This window comes from Segatella copri, assembly GCF_019249765.2.
In the GTDB taxonomy this organism is placed as follows: domain Bacteria; phylum Bacteroidota; class Bacteroidia; order Bacteroidales; family Bacteroidaceae; genus Prevotella; species Prevotella copri_K.
Genome location: NZ_CP152484.1, coordinates 28,674 through 47,005, shown reverse-complemented (window position 1 = coordinate 47,005; position 18,332 = coordinate 28,674). Strand labels below are relative to the sequence as shown.

Annotated in this window: 10 protein-coding genes; 2 read left to right on the top strand and 8 right to left on the bottom strand. The window is 47.4% G+C overall.

All coding sequences use genetic code 11. The features are described from left to right. Positions 1-84: 84 nt before the first annotated feature. The gene (locus KUA46_RS00135; protein WP_218486673.1) at positions 85-2,580 is read left to right on the top strand and encodes a GH36-type glycosyl hydrolase domain-containing protein; all 2,496 of its coding nucleotides are present in this window, start codon (positions 85-87) and stop codon (positions 2,578-2,580) included. Between the two features lie 797 nt (positions 2,581-3,377). Next, positions 3,378-3,803, top strand: a complete 426-nt coding sequence (locus KUA46_RS00130) for a hypothetical protein (RefSeq protein WP_218486674.1) — start codon at positions 3,378-3,380, stop codon at positions 3,801-3,803. 8 nt (positions 3,804-3,811) lie between these two features. On the opposite strand, the gene uxuA is transcribed toward KUA46_RS00130, so the two are convergent. The 8 genes from uxuA to KUA46_RS00090 all read right to left on the bottom strand — a co-directional run bounded on the left by uxuA (position 3,812) and on the right by KUA46_RS00090 (position 18,170). Then, positions 3,812-5,083, bottom strand: coding sequence for a mannonate dehydratase (gene uxuA / locus KUA46_RS00125; protein ID WP_218486675.1), 1,272 nt, complete (start codon positions 5,081-5,083; stop codon positions 3,812-3,814). A gap of 33 nt (positions 5,084-5,116) precedes the next feature. Continuing rightward, the gene (locus tag KUA46_RS00120; protein WP_218486676.1) at positions 5,117-6,706 is read right to left on the bottom strand and encodes a mannitol dehydrogenase family protein; all 1,590 of its coding nucleotides are present in this window, start codon (positions 6,704-6,706) and stop codon (positions 5,117-5,119) included. 245 nt (positions 6,707-6,951) lie between these two features. After that, complete coding sequence (locus KUA46_RS00115; RefSeq protein WP_153093245.1) at positions 6,952-8,268, bottom strand: DNA recombination protein RmuC; 1,317 nt, start codon at positions 8,266-8,268, stop codon at positions 6,952-6,954. 192 nt (positions 8,269-8,460) lie between these two features. Beyond that, a complete protein-coding gene (locus tag KUA46_RS00110) occupies positions 8,461-10,779 on the bottom strand; it encodes a glycoside hydrolase family 3 N-terminal domain-containing protein (protein ID WP_218486677.1) in 2,319 nt (772 codons plus the stop codon). Between the two features lie 52 nt (positions 10,780-10,831). Continuing rightward, positions 10,832-11,833, bottom strand: coding sequence for a COG1470 family protein (locus tag KUA46_RS00105; protein WP_256624994.1), 1,002 nt, complete (start codon positions 11,831-11,833; stop codon positions 10,832-10,834). A gap of 74 nt (positions 11,834-11,907) precedes the next feature. Beyond that, entirely contained in the window at positions 11,908-13,686 is a 1,779-nt protein-coding gene (locus KUA46_RS00100) for a SusD/RagB family nutrient-binding outer membrane lipoprotein (RefSeq protein ID WP_218486679.1), read from the bottom strand. A gap of 58 nt (positions 13,687-13,744) precedes the next feature. Further along, positions 13,745-16,921, bottom strand: coding sequence for a SusC/RagA family TonB-linked outer membrane protein (locus tag KUA46_RS00095; protein WP_218486680.1), 3,177 nt, complete (start codon positions 16,919-16,921; stop codon positions 13,745-13,747). 28 nt (positions 16,922-16,949) lie between these two features. Beyond that, complete coding sequence (locus KUA46_RS00090; RefSeq protein ID WP_153079329.1) at positions 16,950-18,170, bottom strand: glycoside hydrolase family 5 protein; 1,221 nt, start codon at positions 18,168-18,170, stop codon at positions 16,950-16,952. Between the last annotated feature and the right edge of the window lie 162 nt (positions 18,171-18,332).

Below are 18,332 nucleotides of genomic sequence, written 5' to 3'. Positions count from 1 at the left end.
TGTTTTCTAACCCCGAAACTTAAACTTTTTACTATCTTTGCACCAAAATAGTATATTTTACCAAGAAATAACATTAAAAAAACAATGGCAGAAAAAAAGTATGGTCATTTTGATGACGCCAATCGCGAATACGTGATTACTGACCCAAAGACCCCATGGCCTTGGATCAATTATTTGGGTAACGAGGATTTCTTCTCGCTCATCTCAAACACAGCAGGTGGTTATTCTTTCTACAAGGATGCCAAGTTCCGTCGCATCACCCGTTATCGCTACAATGGTGTGCCGATGGATAACGGCGGTCGCTATTTCTATATCAAAGATGGCGATACCGTATGGAACCCGGGATGGAAACCTTGCAAGACACCGCTCGACAGCTACGAGTGCCGCCACGGCATGAACTATACCCGCATCACGGGCAGCAAGAACGGCGTAGAGGCGAGTGTGCTCTTCTTCGTACCGCTCCATACATGGGCTGAGGTGCAGAAGATGACGCTGAAGAACCAGACTAAGGAGGTGAAGACCCTCAAGGTGTTCTCCTTTGCAGAGTGGTGCCTCTGGAATGCTGCTACCGATATGGAGAACTTCCAACGCAACTTCTCTACGGGCGAAGTAGAGGTAGAAGGCTCTACCATCTATCACAAGACCGAATATCGTGAGCGCCGCAACCACTATGCTTTCTACACAGTGAATACCGAGATTCAGGGCTACGATACCGACCGCGAGAGCTTCATCGGACTCTACAACGAGTTTGCCGAGCCTGAGGCTGTGATGGAAGGCAAGCCACGCAACAGCTTTGCCCACGGCTGGAGCCCTATCGCATCTCATTATATCGAGGTTACCTTGCAGCCAGGCGAGAGCCGCGACCTCATCTTCCTGCTGGGCTATGTGGAGAACGAACAGGACAAGAAGTTCAGCGCCAAGAAGGTAATCAACAAGGAGAAAGCTCATCAGCTTATCGCCCAGTTTGATACCACCGAAAAGGTGGATGCTGCCTTCGCAGAACTCAACCAGTACTGGGATAACCTGCTGAACATCTTCACCGTGAAGAGTGGCAACGACAAGTTAGACCGCATGGTGAACATCTGGAACCAGTATCAGTGCATGATCACCTTCTGTATGTCGCGTTCGGCAAGTTTCTTCGAGAGCGGCATCGGTCGAGGCATGGGCTTCCGCGATTCCAACCAGGACCTCGTAGGTTTCGTTCATCAGATACCTACCCGTGCCCGCCAGCGCATCATCGATATCGCCAGCACCCAGTTCCCTGACGGTGGCTGCTACCACCAGTATCAGCCGCTCACCAAACGCGGCAACAACGATATCGGTGGCGGTTTCAACGACGACCCTTGCTGGCTCATCTTCGGTACCGTAGCCTATATCAAGGAGACGGGCGACTTCTCTATCCTCGCTGAGCAGGTGCCTTTCGACAACCAGCCAGGCACAGAAGTAAGCCTCTTCGAGCACCTCAAGATTTCGATGAACCATGTTATCAACAACCTGGGTCCACACAAGTTGCCACTCATCGGAAGAGCCGACTGGAACGACTGTCTGAACCTGAACTGCTTCTCCTGGGACCCTAACGAGAGTTTCCAGACCACCGAAAACAAGGGCGAAGGAAGCAAGGCAGAGAGTCTGATGATAGCCGGTCTGTTCGTGGTTACCGGCAAGGATTATGTGGCTCTGTGCAAGCAGCTTGCCAAGGAAGCTATGGAAAGCAAGGAGGGCGAAATAGCCGGTCTTGCAGAGGAAGATTATTTGACAGAAGCCGAGCGCATGCAGCAGGCTGTAGATGAGATGAACGAGGCTGTGAAGCAGCATGGATGGGACGGTGAATGGTTCCTCCGCGCTTACGATTTCTTCGGCAACAAGATTGGTAGTGATGAGAACGAGGAAGGCAAAATCTTCATCGAGAGTCAGGGCTGGTGTACGATGGCTGGTATCGGTCTGGAAGAAGGACTTTGCGATAAAGCACTGGACAGCAGCAAGAAACGACTGGAATGCGAGCACGGAATGGTGCTAAACAACCCAGCCTACACCACCTATCATGTAGAAATGGGTGAGATTTCTTCTTATCCTGAAGGCTACAAGGAGAACGCCGGTATCTTCTGCCACAACAATCCTTGGGTCATCATCGGAGAGACTGTAGCCGGTCGAGGCAACGATGCCTGGAGCCATTATACCAAGATTCTGCCTAGCTATGTAGAGGAAAAATATCAGACACTTCACAAGGTAGAGCCTTACGTAAACTGCCAGATGGTAGCCGGTAAGGATGCAGCCAAACCGGGCGAAGGAAAGAACTCCTGGCTCACCGGTACAGCGGCATGGATGTGGTATACAGTATCAGAATTCATCCTCGGCATCAAGCCAGATTATGAAGGTTTGCTCATCGATCCTTGTCTCCCAAGCACCGCTAAGGAGTATGAGGTAACCCGCAAGTTCCGTGGTGGCGAATACCATATCACAGTAAAGAATCCTAGCGGAAACCAGAAGGGCGTGAAGCAGATTACAGTGGATGGCACTCCTATCCCAGGCACCATCGTTCCTTGCTCTGAAGGCAAGCATGAAGTAGTGGTTGAGATGTAAATCAGCCAGATCTCATCAAGTTACGATTTGAAAGTTCAATGTAACGAAACTCTTTTCATACCCATACGTTGTGTTTCACGACGTATGGGTATCACAATAAACACTTGACCCCTCATTTCAGGGGGTCAAGTGTTTTATTTATCTGATAATCTGATACTTAACTTTTAACGTAAGCACCTATTCAACAGTATCAAGAGTAAGATTCTAAGTCTCTATCATTGACTCAGTTCCTCAGTTCCTCAGTTCCTCAGTTTTTTCCTAAGGGGTATATAGCCCTTATAGTTCAAAGTTGTTTTAAATTGTTATATATTATATATTATTATATATATATATTATATATATAATAAACTTCTAAATAAAGGAAAAAGTGAAGGGTCAGAGAAAAACTGAGGAACTGAGGAACTGAGGAACTGAGTCATTGCAGTAAAAACATCATAATCCTCGTAAACACCTGATTTACTGGTTAACTCTATACTTTACGAGAACAAAGCTATGAGTTGTTACCCGTAAAACTATGAGTTGTCACCCACAAAACTATGAGTAAGGAAGTTTAACTACTTTCAATCTGAAAGCACAGTTCAAACATTTCCTTATCACACCCCCAAATTTGGCAGTATCAGAGAAAAGTTGTATCTTTGCACCGAATTCTATCCTCCGCGCCCATTCCACCCCCTTTTCTACATTTTTGGCAAAAAATGTTTCCCCATCCATACCCTCGTTCAAACTATTTTTTGTACTTTTGCAGCCGAAAAGGCATAAAGCAAACAAAAACTCAAAAAGAAAGGAAATAACAGACAATGAAAAAGATATTATATTTTGCGGCAGCCCTCGCCGCCACTGCCACTATCACAACAACCAGTACCAGCTGCAAGTTTGCACCCGACCAGCATGACGGCGACACGGTAGCTGCCAGCGAGTTTTACCCGATAGATACCTCTGCGGCTCATGCCAAGAAGATGGCGAAGATTGCTGCCATCAAGAACGGAAAAGACAGTGTAGGCATCTATTATGTGGGCAGCAATTCTACCAAAGACCTCATCGAGCTCGTATCCTATCCTTCACGCCGCGACACGATGATGTACAGCAAGACCCGACACATAAAGGTGAAGGGCAATGCCGACATCAACCACGTGGTTCGTGTAGACTTCTATCTGCATAACGGCAAGGATTCGCTGGTGAAGTATGTTGAGGAAGTGAATTTCAAATCACTTAATAGCCTATAAACTATCAACTAATCATAGAATCCCGGCTGCTTATACTCAATGCCCAGTTCATCATCTACTGTTGCGATGACACCCTGAATCTGACCCATGGCAAACATACGGCCGAGGAGAGTGTAACCGGCATTGTGACCATGATTGCTCTCATCGAATACGCCGCCTGGCTCATCAGTGAAGGTCATACCGTGGTCTACTCGCATAGGCAATCTGCGGCCCGAATTGCACTTACCTTCCTGCTCAGCCTTCTCGAAGATGCGGCAAAGTTCAATGAGATGGCCGCGACCACCCAAGTGAGAAGCCTCTGTAAAGTTGCCGTTAGGGAAGATGTAGCAGGAGCGCAGATGAACAAAATGAGTGCGGTCGGCAAACTGCTTCGCCATCGCCACACAGTCGTTGTGCTCGCCGGCAGAGAATGAACCTGCACAGAAAGTCAAACCGTTGTGCTTGTTTGGCACAGCATCGAGCATCCACTGGATATCCTCGGCACGACCGATGATTCTTGGCAAACCGAATACAGGATAAGGAGGATCGTCTGGGTGAACACACATATTGATATCGTACTCATCGCAGATAGGCATGATAGCCTCCAGCCAGTACTTCATGTTCTCCTGCAACTTCTTTTTGTCGATGCCATCATAAAGCTTCAAGAGGTCGCGGAACTTCTGGACAGGAGCAGAATCGCCCTCGCTGAAGTTACCGGATACGAAACCCTGGGTCTTGATGATGATATTCTCTACCAGGGCATGATCCTGCTCTGGTGTAGAAGTCTTCTTGATTTCATCAGCCTCAGCCACCAGGTCTCTGCCCCACTTGTGCTCCTTAGAGAACTCAGCCCAATCCTCACGAGCGCCTTCACGCTGCAGGATATAGATATCAAAGTAGGCAAACTCGCCCCAGTTCATATAGAGGTTGTTGGCTCCGTTAGGATTCTCGTGTGCCAAATCGGTACGAGCCCAGTCCAAAACAGGCATGAAGTTGTAGCAGATGCATTTGATGCCTTCCTCGCCCAGGTTGCGGAGACTTTCCTTGTAAACCTCAATCTGATGATCACGGTCAGGACCGCCATATTTCAGGGTTTCAACAACAGGCAAAGACTCTACCACGCTCCATTTTATACCGTAAGACTCGATGTACTCCTTGAGTTCATGAATCTTCTCGCGTGTCCAAACTTCGCCCAGAGGAACATCGTGCAATGCGGTAACAATGCCCTCAACACCAATCTGCTTCAACTGTGCAAGTGTAATCTTATCTTTCTTGCCAAACCAGCGCCATGTTCTTTCCATATATATTATAAAATGTATAAGTTTAAAAATGAATTATCTTGCAGAAACATATTTATGCAATGTCTGTCTTACGGCACCCTTGCCGACGAAGAGTTCCTTCACCATACCCTCAATCTGCTCGCCGAAGCCAGCCTCGTAGAGATCGAGACCGAACACATCCTTGCGAGAATAGAGATTCTTCAGGCAAGAGTAGTCCTGATCTGTCTTGCCTACCTCCAGAGGAGCCACGATGGCCTGCAGTTCTGCCAACAATGGGTCGGAAGATGGCTCGAATGGCTTCAGGTTATCATCCAATGCCTTGAGATAACGGGCGTAACCTGCCAATACCAATGGAATCAACACGAGATTGCTCTTGTCGAGACCGCGGTTGATATACTTCTTGATAGTCTCACCGAAACGGATAGAGAGTTTCTGACTGGTATCAGTAGCGATACGCTGAGGAGCATCTGGCATGAATGGGTTTGGCAGACGCTTGTTGATAACAGTGCCGATAAACTCGTATGGGTTCAATACGCCTGGGTCTGTAACCACTGGCATCGCCTCGATATAACCTATCTTCTGGATGAAGGCACGAAGGTCCTCATCAGCCATCTCGGCAGAAATCAAGGTATAGTCGAGCATGCAACCATAGATAGACATTGCTGTATGGAGAGGGTTCAGACAGGTGGTTACCTTCATGGTCTCAACCTCATCTACAGTCTTGCGGGATGTATAGAGCGCACCACCCAACTCCAATGGCGGACGACCGTTGGTATAAGTATCCTCGCAAACGAGATACTGCACTTCCTCGGCATTTACGAAAGGAGCGGTGAAAGTATGCTTCTCGGTGATAATCGTATTGTTATCCTCGAAACCATCCTCAGCGAGCATCGCCTGTACCTTCTCGTGAGGACGAGGAGTAATCTTATCAATCATAGACCAAGGATAGGTAATCTTGCTGCTGTCATTGATATAATCTACGAAACCAGCCTCTACGATACCATCCTGTGCCCAACGCTCAGCATAAGCCTTTACGCCAGCCTTAACATGGTCGCCATTGTGAGAACAGTTGTCGGTAGACTGAAGAGTAAGCGGCAACTTGCCTGCCTTATAACGCTCATAGAGAAGAGCGGTAAGCTTACCCATAGCAAAGACTGCATCAAGACCACGTGCCAAATCGGCATCATTGAAAGAATATCCCTTCTCTGTGATGGTGAAAGTTACCATCTGCAGACTTGGAGCCTGGAAAATCTGGACCAATCGTGCCCAGTCCTCACCAAACTGCTTATCCGCCTTGAGGCTTTCGGTGATAGAAGCGATGACCTTCTTCTCGATGGTTCCGTTGCTCTGGAGGCTGACGAGAAGAGAGAGATTATTGTAAGGGCGATAAGCCTTGTCGATAATTTCGTAGTCGAAGCTTTCTGCAACAATAACACCCCGATCGTACTTGCCGGTGTTAAGTGCATCGTTAAGAATAGCAGCAGGGAACGCACGGAAGATGTTACCTGCACCAAAGTGAACCCAAGTAGGCTCGTCGTGAGTCTTCTTAGCTACGGCTGCGATGTCATACTTAGGAAGCTCATAACCCTTAGCTTCCCATTCTGCAGCATTAAAGCTGTCAGAAAGAATTTCGTTCAGTTTCATGATTAATAATTATTGATGTTGTTTTATGTAAATTTTTACCTTTTTATAAGCAATACAATGATTTCTTTTCTGTTGAGTCAGGGCAAAATTACGAATTTAATCTGAAATACCGCTCCTTTTTAGAGATTATTTCAAAATATTGAACAATAAGAAACTTAAATTGAACAATTAGAAATGTTTCGGTAACAAAAAATACTTTTCGCCCTGTTTCCCTTTTAACCGGTAGTAGACTATCAGTATACACTTTACAGATTATCCAGTTCCTTGATCTGCTTTTTCGGTGTCACTCCAAGTCCCTTCAGGCTCTCTACCCTTCTCATCACATTGCCGGTGCCGTCATAGAGTTGCTTCTTAGCCTTGTCGAAGGTACCCGAAAGGCGGGTTATCAGATCACCCACACTCATAAAGGTATCTTCGAAGCCAGCCACCTTATCATACAGGTCAGCAGCCGTCTTCACGATTTTCTCCACATTCTTGTTCTGCCGGTCATACTGCCAGAGATTATACGCCAGCTGGAGTGCCATGAGCAGATTGCTTGGTGAGATGATGATAATCTTCTTCTGATAAGCATAGCGGCTGAGATCAGGCTGCTGCTTCATGGCTGCGATATAGCTGGTCTCGTTAGGGATGAACATCAGTACGAAACCGATGGCATCATCCACCAGTTTGGAATAGTCTTTGGCTGCCAGTTCATCGATGTGCTTTCGTACGCTCAGCGCATGTGCCTTCATCAGGCGTTCCTGTTCAGCCTCATCTTCAGCTGCCAGAGCATCGGAATAGGCGGTAAGCGAAACCTTGGAATCGATGACCACACTTCTGCCTTCCGGGAATCTGACGATGACATCCGGACGATAGTTCTTTCCCTCTTCATCTTTCGTATTCTCCTGAATGAAGAATTCCTCATCTTTACGAAGTCCGCTGTTCTCCAGGATGGTTTCCAGCACCATCTCGCCCCAGTCGCCCTGCATCTTGCTGTCGCCCTTCAATGCCTTGGTCAGGTTGGCAGCATCGGAGCCAATCTTCTCGGTCTGCTCCTTCAGGTTCAGTACAGCCTGCTGCTGTTCCTGCTGGAAGAGTTTCATCGTTGCCTCGAAGGTGTTCTGCAGTTCCTTCTTGTTCACCTCGTTCTGGGTTTTGCTCTCCTCTACCGATTTCTTGAAATCAGCAAACTGTTCCTTGATAGGTTTCAGAAGTTCATCCATCTGCAGTCGGTTGTTTTCCTGCAGAGCCGACTGCTTGGCAGCCAACTGCTCAGCCGCCACCTTCTGCTGTTCTATCGTCATTCGCTGCATTTCCTGCTTCAGGCTCTCGAGTTTCTGTGCCCACTGCTGGTCGCTTTCCGCCCTGAGTTTTGCCGCATACAGCCGCTCATTCTCCATTTGAGATTTCATTGATTGAACCTCAGAAGCATGATGCAGTTTTATCTGTTCGATGTTAGCCGCCAGCACCTGAGCCTTCGCTACGAGCTGGGTTTTCTCCTCTCCCGCACTTTTTGCTTCCATCAGTTTCCCTACGAAGAATCCGATGGCAAGTCCTATGATGATTCCAATTACTATTTCCATTTATCCTTGTTTTGAATGATTCTGTAAATCTGCAAAAATTATGATTTGCAAAAGTAATCATTTCAAGACATAACACCAAACATCATGGGGGATTCTTGTAGATATTTAACTCTTCTGCATTTTACTATGCAAACAAAAAGAGCGCACCACTCTTGGCACGCTCTTTTCTTTAAATCATCTTTTAAATATACATTATCGGTTGGCAGTAGGCCACTGATAAGTATCAGTGCAATGGATATCAGCACTCTGGTCGGCAATCATCAACTTGAAATCGCCTTCCTCCAATCTCCATTTGCCATTCCAACCTACGAAGGCCAAATCGTCTGCCTTTAATTCAAATGTCATGGTCTTGGTCTCACCAGGCTGAAGTTCCACCTTGTCGAAGGCACGAAGACGACGGCCATCAGGCACCATACTAGCGATGAGATCGCTACTGAACAGGAGGACACTCTCCTTGCCTGCCACCTTTCCCGTATTCTTCACATCCACGCTCACCTTGATGATGTCGCCGTGGCGGAAATCAGACTGAGAAACCTTCAGGTTGCTATATTTATAAGAGGTATAACTCAAACCATATCCGAAGCCCCACTGCTGGGTAATCTTCGCATTGTAGTCGTAAGCACCTTCCATCGTACCCACCTCCTCACTCTTCTTGAAGTCATAGTTGGCGAGCGAATTGATTTCCTTAGGATAGGTGTAAGGCATCTTGCCACTGAAGTTTGACTTGCCCGATACCAGGTTTGCCAAGGCATCGCCGCCCATGTTGCCAGGGATAAGGATGTCGATGATGCCCTGTGCCAATGGTTCGATGTCAGCGATGAGACGAGGACGACCTTCATTCAGCACCAGAACGACAGGCTTGCCTGTCTGAGCCAAAGCCTTGACCAGATTGCGCTGGTTCTCTGAGAGCCAAAGGTCGGTCAGGTTGCCCGGAGTCTCTGTATAGGAGTTCTCGCCAATGCAAGCCACGATGATGTCAGCATCCTTTGCTGCATCAACTGCGCCCTGAATCTGAGGTTCGTTCTCCTCCCAGTATTTTCCCTTCTCATTATAGGTAACACCCTGGTTCAAGATAACATTCTCCTTGCCATACTCATTACAGAATGCCTCATAGATGGTATTGTACTTACCGGCAAACTCATCGGCACGATGTCCCTGCCAGGTATAGCTCCATCCACCATCCAGGCAGCGCATCTGATTGGCATTAGGACCTGTAAGGAGAATCTTCTTGCCATGCTGCAAAGGAAGGATATTACCCTCGTTCTTCAGGAGCACCATACTCTCGGTAGCTCCCTCCAAGGCGAGCTTGGCAAACTCCTCACCACCAAACTTAGGATAATTCTTCAGTTTCTGGGTTGGGTTCTTGAAGAGATCGAGACGGTACTTCATGCGAAGCACACGGCGACAGGCATCGTCGATGCGACTCATCGGAATCTTACCTTCCTTCACCAGTTCTACAAGATAGCCACAAGCATCGCAAGAATAAGGTTCCATAATCATGTCGATACCGGCATTGATGGCGATGCGGAGCGCATCCTTCTTGTCCTTTGCCACCATCTCACGAGTATAGAGATTGTTGATGTCTGCCCAGTCGGTAATGAGCACACCATCCCATCCAGTCTCTTCCTTCAGCCATCCTGTCAGAATGTCCTTGTTGGCATGCATCGGCATACCGTTAACGGAAGCGGAATTCACCATCACGGTCAAGGCTCCAGCCTGCAGACCCGCCAGGAAAGGAGCGAAGTGCTTCTCTCGCAAGTCGGCTGGAGAGATATAGGCTGGCGTACGGTCTTTACCGGTCCAAGGCACACCATAGCCCATGAAGTGCTTCATTGAAGTGGCAATGTGATACTGGTCGATGTTGTTTGGGTCCTCGCCCTGGAAACCATAGACCATCGCCTTGCCCATCTCAGAACTGAGGTAGCAATCCTCGCCAAAGTTCTCCCAGATGCGAGGCCAACGGGCATCACGACCGAGATCAACGGTAGGACTGTAAGTCCAAGGGATGCTCACGGCACGAGTCTCATAAGCGGTAGCCTCAGCCGAACGGCGAGCAATCTCACGATTGAAGGTGGCAGCCACATTGATGTTCTGAGGGAAGAGCGTTCCACCCTGTGTATAAGTAGAACCGTGGTTCTGGTCGAGACCGAAGACACAAGGGATGCCGATGCGCTTCATCGAGATCTTCTGGATTTGTGCGATGTACTTCTCCCACTGCTTGGCGGTTGGTGCGCAGGTATTTGGAGCGTTGAGGATAGAGCCAATCTTATAGCGGGAAAGGATAGAATCGGTCTTGTGCTCGTCGATATAGAACACACCGTTCTTGTCGTTGGCACCGAAGAGGTCGGTCACCAATTCCATCATCTGACCTATCTTTTCCTCCAAGGTGAGTTTCTTCAGGGTTTGTTCTACCTGAGCCTCAATCTTAGGGTCGCTCTTGATAACTGGAACATTGGCACTGGCTGTATAAGCCAATGCCAATAATGAAATAGATAATAAAATTTTCTTCATAAACAGTAAAGGTTTGACGCTTTATGATAAAAACGGAAATCTTTCTAATATTTTATTCAATAGTTACTTTATCTACATAATAGCCATGTCCCACACAGATGAACCCATCCTGGGCAGCTATCTTGTCGAGTGCATCCTGGGTCAACACAAACTTCACGACATTGCCCTCACCAAACTCGTATGGAGAAGTCAAGTCTTTCCACCAGTTGGTGGCAAGCTTGATCTGATGGTATTTATCGTCATCCTTCATCGAGCAGTAAACTCGGAGGGTCTGCCCCTCCTTCCACTTAGCTACCTGGTCCTTAGTGATGAGGTTGAAGCTCTTGTTAGGGTCACCATCTCCCAAGTCCCAAGATACATAGTGATGACCTTCCCAGAGGGTAGTCTCCATAGATGGACGTGGCTCTGTAGTTACCTTGATTTTACCGCAAGGGAACTCTACACCACTGCCATCTACCAATGTAATGTCGTAATCGCCATTGGCGAGGTCAGAAGGAGCTGTAACTTTCAATGCCTTACCCTCATCGAGAACTTCGAAGGCAGCCTCCTTACCAGCGATGAGTACTTTCTGAACGTGATCCACCAGGTTCTTGCAGTTGCGGATGGTTGTAGTTTTTCCCGGAGCTACCCAAAGCTCGCTGGCATTGGTACCCAAAGCTGGGTCATCGGCAGCAGGAATCACGGTAACTTTCAAGGTGCGGGATGTGGTCTTATTCTTGGTGGTGGTTGCCACAATTTTCAGTTCATGATCACCTAAAGGCAAAGTCTGGTCGATAGTATTACCTTCGGCAATCTGATTGCCGTCGAGCAACCATGTCACAGTGGTGTAGTGAACAGGAGTGACTTTAATTTCCAAGTTCAATTTGGTCTTGCGATCCAACTTCTGGTCAGCCAAGTCGGTGTTCAAGATACGAGGATTGTCATCTTCTGATACGGTGAAGAAAGGATCATCGTCAGAGGAACAAGAAGACAGTGTAGCAGTGCCTGCGAGCGCAAAGCTCATGGCGAAAAGCATCATCATTGCCTTCAAGACATTACCTTTATATTGATTCATTATCTTTTTCATCTTGATAATTATTAATAGTTATGGCGTTAGCCAATTCTTAATTGTTCATTCTAAATTCTTAATTACTTAATGTATCCTTTACCATTAGCTGGAGCGAATTCTGGCTGAAGGTTGATGTTAGCCTTATCCCACCAAAGCTGCTTGTGCCAATCATCAGTACCACCCATACGCTCGATGGCAGCCTTATAGTTGACGCTGTTATACTGACCTTCCAACTCTGGATAACGCAAGCGAGTAGGCATAGCCATGTTAGAATCGGTATAAGTGAAACCATTGGTAAAGATGCCTAGTCGGCTTCTGTCCAGGATAGCAGGATAGTCGGAGCGACGCAAGTTAGCCCAACCCTCTGATGGGTTCATCATGTGGAGAATCCATGCCTGGGTGTTGATGGTCGCCTCAGGATTGTCACCCAACTTGTTGTTGGCAATGAACTCATTGATCTCATCCTCAGAAATCTTGTTGGACGTGAGATAATAGTTGTTGAGCATCTCCATAGAAGCACGAACACCTTCCTCATAGAGAGTCTCAGCGTCACCACTTACATTCCAACCCTTGGTCTTAGCCTCGGCCATGAGGAATTTCACCTCGGCAGAGGTAATCAGAATACCAGGGCAAGAAGGCATCTCAAAGTCGATGTTCAAGCATGGACGCATCATACGTGCACGAAAATCTGAGTTGTCATAATTGTTAGCATCCTGCTTAGCCAACTTAGCGAGAGTAGGAAATTCTGATACCTCAGGCACGTTCATCCAGTCGCTATACCAAGCAGCACCAGGATTACAAGGCTCCTCACCAATACCTTGACGCTGGAAGTAAGCCAACACCTCATCGGTCAAATCGATGTTCTGCTCCTTGTCTGGCTTCACCTGACTACGCTTGATGTTGTAATAGTGGCGACAGATGCGATAGAGACGAGGGTCGTTGGTATTCTGCAACTGATAGAACAAGGTAGAGCATACCATGGTAGGCGATGTGGCATCCTGACCATAGAGTATCTCTCCCAAGGCATTGGCACGGAAATCGTAGTCGTTGGCTCCATCATAATAGGTAAATGGTGCATCAGCATACTTGATATAAGCATCATCGGCTGCACTGGCGATAGCACCGGCAGCCACAGCCTTCTCAAACTCTTCCTTTGCCTTCTGTGGATTAACATCGGAAATGCGCATGGCATAGCGCATACGGAGTGCATTGGCATACTTCTTCCACTTAGCTACATCACCACCCATGCTGGTGACATCACCAGAAATGTGGTCGGTACCTGTGCCAAGCTGCTTCTCGCAAGCGTCAAGTTCATCGAAGAACCAGCTATAGAGTTCCTCTACGGTATCATACTTAGGGTTGGAGATACCTGAGATATAACCCAGACCTGCCTCCGAACAAGGCACGTCACCGTAGATATCTGCCAAAACTGCCGTGAGATAGACACGATGGATACGAAGTACCGCATTCAAGTTTGCCTTGTCTGCAGAATTGTGGATGGCATCCACAAGGTTCTTGATACCGATTTCATAATAGCGGTCCCAAACTCGACGGGTCATATCATCTTCTCTGGAATTAGAACCAGCGTAATTGGTTACATTCCAACCACCAGCGAAATACTGTGGAAAACCAGTTATATAGTTACGGTAGGTATCCATCAGACTGAAGTCACCGTAAGTCTGCAACAAAGCTGTTGTCAACTGTGCGTTAGGGTCGAGCTCGTTCACTTTGGTCTTGTCGGTATTGATGTTGCTCAAGGTATCATCAGAGCAAGAAGTCATCGCAGTGCCGGTTGCCATCAGGGCGAAAGCCATCATCAGGCTGCTCTTACCTATATATTTCTTGATTATATTGTTCATTTTCTTACCTTATTATATATTAGAACTCTTCTAAAGAAATTGATTCATTTTTTCGAGACTAGAACTTCACATTCACGTTCAAACCATAACTCTTGCGAGATGGCAGGGAACCATATTCCAGACCGAGACCTGAGGTGTTGTAGCTGGAGTCTGGGTCGATGTTAGGAATGTTCTTCCAAACAATGAATGGGTTACGAGCCACGAAGGATACGGTCAAGCCCTTGACATACTTGCCCAGGATGCTCTCTGGGAAGGTATAGCCGAAAGTAATCTCACGACACTTCACGTAAGAGTTGTCATATACAAACTCGCTCTGTACGTTCTGAGCCATGTGCTTCCAGTAATCCTCTGGGCTCACAGCGATGTCGTTCTTACGATAAGTACCATCACCATTGTCGATAACACCATCCACTACGAGTCCCTTGCAGTTGCCAGACTCACGCCATGCCGAGATGTCCTTACCTGCTGCCTGACGAGCCTCCTCAGAAGCGTACCACTCCTCACGGCCTGCCAATGTTCCCTTTGCCTTACCAGTCTGGTATGCAGAGCGCATAGACATAGAGTAGATATCAGCACCCACCTTCACATCGAAAGATGCAGAGAGGCGGAAGTTCTTGTAAGAGAATGTGGTATAGAAACCACCAGTCCAATCCCAAGAAGAGTTGCCGATGGTCTTCACGTTCTGGTCAACCTTTGGAAGTCCTGTGGCTGCATCGATGACAACTTGTCCCTGCTCATTGCGAACAACATCGTGTCCACGGATAGCACCATAATTCTCGCCAACCTGAGCACCTACTGATACACCGCACCATGTGGCCTTGGCAAGTTCAAAATAGTCCATACCATCTACGAGCGACTTCACCTTGTTGGTATTCTTGGAGAAGTTGACACCCAAGTCCCAAGCGAAGTCCTTAATCTGCAAGGCACGGGCATTGAGGGCAATCTCGATACCCTGGTTCTGAATCTCACCGGCATTGATGAGGCGGTAAGCATAGCCAGAGGTGGTGGTTGAAGCCAAACTCAAAATCTGGTTCTTGGAGTTCTGGTTGTAATAGGTGGCATCCAAGCCCAAGCGTCCGTTGAGGAACTTCATCTCCAAACCTACCTCGTAAGAACCTGTCATTGTAGGCTTCAAATCCTTGTTTGGCTGTGTTGAGTTGGCTATCATACCGATGGTATAACCCGAGTAGCTATACTTGCCTGTGGAGTAGTTGAGTGCAAGCTGGTAAGGGTCGGTATCGCTACCTACCTTTGCCCAAGATGCGCGAATCTTACCATAATTGATAAACTTCTTGTTCTTGATGAACTCGGAGAAAACCAAACTACCCGATACAGATGGATATACGTATGTATTGTTATTTGTAGGGAGCGTAGACGACTTATCGCCACGGAGGGTTCCCTCCAAATAGTAAGTATGCTTGTAGCCGAGGCTCGCGCTGGCATAGAGAGAGCTGATCTGCTTCTTGTACATACTCTCACGAGTGTTCTGCTCCTGATAGTTCATGATGTTCTGGATGCCATTCATCTGCTGGTTAAGACCGGTATTGGTGATGGTCTTGTTGTTCACCTTGAAGATGTTGCCACCCGCTGTGGCATTGACATCGAAATCGCCCCATGAGTTGTTGTAGAGGGCAAGGAGCTCTGCGTTCAGTGTTCTGTTATTGAAGATTTGGTCGGTAAGCTTTCCTGCTGGTGTACCTGGAGTTGTCTTGGCGATGAAGTCCTCGAAGTTCATGCTGTTGATGTCGGTACCGATGGTACCCTGCAACTTCAAGTGCTTGTTGATGTTCCAGATGGCCTTACCTGTCAAGCGGAACACATCTTTCTTAGAAGTATTGCCATTCTTATAGAGATCCCAGTATGGGTTCTTGTTATACTGGTCGTTAGCATTCCAGTTGGAGTAGTTGCCGTCGGCATCCTCATAGTGCTTCAACCAAGCCTGGTTGTAGGTACCAGCCAGGGTCATGAGGTTCTTACCCACGTTGCTCTTAGAATCACCCAAGGCTGGACGGTTCTTCACGTTCTCACGAGTATAGTTGGCGGTGAAGTCGAAGTCAACAGGACCTGCAGAGGTATTCACACGGAGGTTGAAGTTGTCACGACTCATATTGGTATTTGGCAAGATATCCTTGTTGCGCATATCCGTAACAGAGAAACGCATACCCGTCTTACCGGAATTAACTGAGAGGATGGCAGAGTTCTGGGTGGTGAAACCTGTGCGGAAGAAATCAGAAGCATTGTTAGGATGCATCATGAATGGACGTTCTTCGCCATCGAAATATTTGAACATGAAGTCATCGGCCTTAGGTCCCCAACTTGAGTTCGTACCAGAAGTGCTGGATGTAGGAAGCTCGCCATTGTAGCCAGCACCATATATCTCCTGGATGTCGTCCCATTTAGCCAACTGGGTATCGATAGTATAAGAACCATTGTACTCCACGGAAATTCTATCCTTCTCCGCCTTCTTGGTCGTAATCAAGATAACACCATGAGAAGCACGGCTACCATAGAGGGCAGAGGCAGCAGGACCTTTCAATACGGTCATCGTCTCGATGTCGTCAGGATTGATGGCAGAGATACCATCACCGAGGTCATAACCACCACTTTCACCAGCACTGCCAAAGTTGGTATTATCCAAAGGCACACCATCCACCACGTAAAGAGGCTGGTTATTGCCTGCCATTTCTGTATTACCACGAAGAAGCACGCGGGTAGAACCTGAAGCACCGCCAGCGGTGTTCTGGACAACGAGACCAGCCACCTTACCAGAAAGAGAGTTGATGACGTTGGTTTCCTTCGCCTTGGTAAGTTCCTCACCTTTAACCTCCTCCAAGCCATAGCCGAGAGCCTTGCGGTCGCGCTTGATACCAAGGGCGGTAACAACGACCTCATTCAAGGCCTTACCATCCTCTTGCATCGTGATTTTCATGCCATTAGCAGCTTTCACAGTCATTGTCTTGTAACCGATGTAGCTCACTTCGAGCGTTGCTCCAGGCTTGCAGTTCAACGTAAAGTTACCATCTATATCGGTAACGGAACCGTTGGTTGTACCAGCCACCTTCACGCTAGCGCCAATCAAGGTTTCGCCAGTGGCATCCACCACTGTACCCTTGATGCCTTGGTTCTGCTGAACGCTCATCGCTGCATTGTTCATCTGGGCAGCGAGAATGGCAGAAGCAGGCATCCACATCAAACCTGCACCGAGCAGGCCGAGAAACATAGTTTTCTTTCTCATAATTGATATTTTTGTTTTTAGTTTAACATTATTCTTTCCCAAAGATTCCTTCGAGAATCCAAGGAGCATTCACCTTCATACTCTTGAAACGGTCGAAGATGCCATACTTCTCAGAGCCGTTGCCGAAGTGGTTGTTGTCCCAAACGAAAGTAGAGAAGCCTCGTTTGCGAGCCTCCGTAGTCAAGAACTTACAGTAGTAGGTCATGTTTTCATGCACTTTCTCTGAGTTAGACTTATAGTGATCGGTTACTCCCCACTCTCCTATTACGATACCCAGTCCTTTGTTGCTCCAGGTATTCACCGCCTTGTCGAAGAAATCCGTCATCGTCTTCTCGTTTTCTGCAGGTATCTTGCCAGCATCCTTGTAGGCATCACCCCAGTAATCGTAGGTGCAATCGCCGGCGTAGCTCCATGGCTGATAGTAGTGAAATTCCACACTCATATAGTTGTTGCCATTGCCTTCGGCATCCTTCGGAATGATGAAATCTCCATTCTCTATGCCAAACCATGGGTTACAAACGTAAGTCTGTAAGATGAGGTGGCGCTTGGCATTGTTGCCGCCTGTGGCACGAACCATATCCACGAATATCTGATTGTAAGCATTCTGCACTTCGAGGTTCTCGGCAGTAGGTTTGCCCCAGTTGTCCCTGATGTGAACCTCATTGGTACCGGCGAAAGCCAAGCGACTGTCATAATTGGCAAACTCAGAGGCGATATTCATCCAGAGGAGCGCAAGCTTCTGGCAGTTTTCTTCCTTATATTGATAGGTAGGACGACCTTCGAGCCATTTTTCATGATGCACATTGATGATAACCTTCAAACCGTTGTCAAGGCACCAGCCCACCACCTCCTTGATGCGAGCAATCCAAGCCTTGTCGATGCTCATCGCCTGAGCGTTGGTAATGTGGCACTGCCAACGGATTGGAATACGGATGGCATTGAAACCTGCCTTCTTCACAGCTTGTATCATCTTCTTGGTAACAACGGGATTGCCCCAGGCTGTCTCTGCATGGATAGAACCATCAGGGTTGCCAATCTGCATCGACTCACCATCCTGTCCAGGAGCTGAGCACTCGAATGCGTTGCCAAGATTCCACCCCACAACATCTTTATTCCATTGCTGGGCAGTAGGTATGGATTCGCCTACACCTTCAGAACTGCTGGATGAGTGCAACGTACTTGCTTCGCATGAGAGACATGTGAAGACGCCTATTAAAAAGAGGCTAATTTTCAAAAAGTTCCTTTTCATTTTTATGTTTATATTGTTATTGTTTCGTTTTTTAAATAACTGTTTGACTTACTTAACAGAATCTGGTTGCAAAGATAAAGAAAAGGAACTTCCAGAGGGTTAGATAACAAACAAAAAAAGGTTTCAATTCAGACATATCGTCTAAACAGAAACCTTTTCTTT

Coding starts and splice junctions, on each gene's coding strand:
- KUA46_RS00135 (WP_218486673.1), top strand. CDS start 85: ATGGCAGAAAAAAAGTATGGTCATTTTGATGACGCCAATCGCGAATAC.
- KUA46_RS00130 (WP_218486674.1), top strand. CDS start 3,378: ATGAAAAAGATATTATATTTTGCGGCAGCCCTCGCCGCCACTGCCACT.
- uxuA (WP_218486675.1), bottom strand. CDS start 5,083: ATGGAAAGAACATGGCGCTGGTTTGGCAAGAAAGATAAGATTACACTT.
- KUA46_RS00120 (WP_218486676.1), bottom strand. CDS start 6,706: ATGAAACTGAACGAAATTCTTTCTGACAGCTTTAATGCTGCAGAATGG.
- KUA46_RS00115 (WP_153093245.1), bottom strand. CDS start 8,268: ATGGAAATAGTAATTGGAATCATCATAGGACTTGCCATCGGATTCTTC.
- KUA46_RS00110 (WP_218486677.1), bottom strand. CDS start 10,779: ATGAAGAAAATTTTATTATCTATTTCATTATTGGCATTGGCTTATACA.
- KUA46_RS00105 (WP_256624994.1), bottom strand. CDS start 11,833: ATGAATCAATATAAAGGTAATGTCTTGAAGGCAATGATGATGCTTTTC.
- KUA46_RS00100 (WP_218486679.1), bottom strand. CDS start 13,686: ATGAACAATATAATCAAGAAATATATAGGTAAGAGCAGCCTGATGATG.
- KUA46_RS00095 (WP_218486680.1), bottom strand. CDS start 16,921: ATGAGAAAGAAAACTATGTTTCTCGGCCTGCTCGGTGCAGGTTTGATG.
- KUA46_RS00090 (WP_153079329.1), bottom strand. CDS start 18,170: ATGAAAAGGAACTTTTTGAAAATTAGCCTCTTTTTAATAGGCGTCTTC.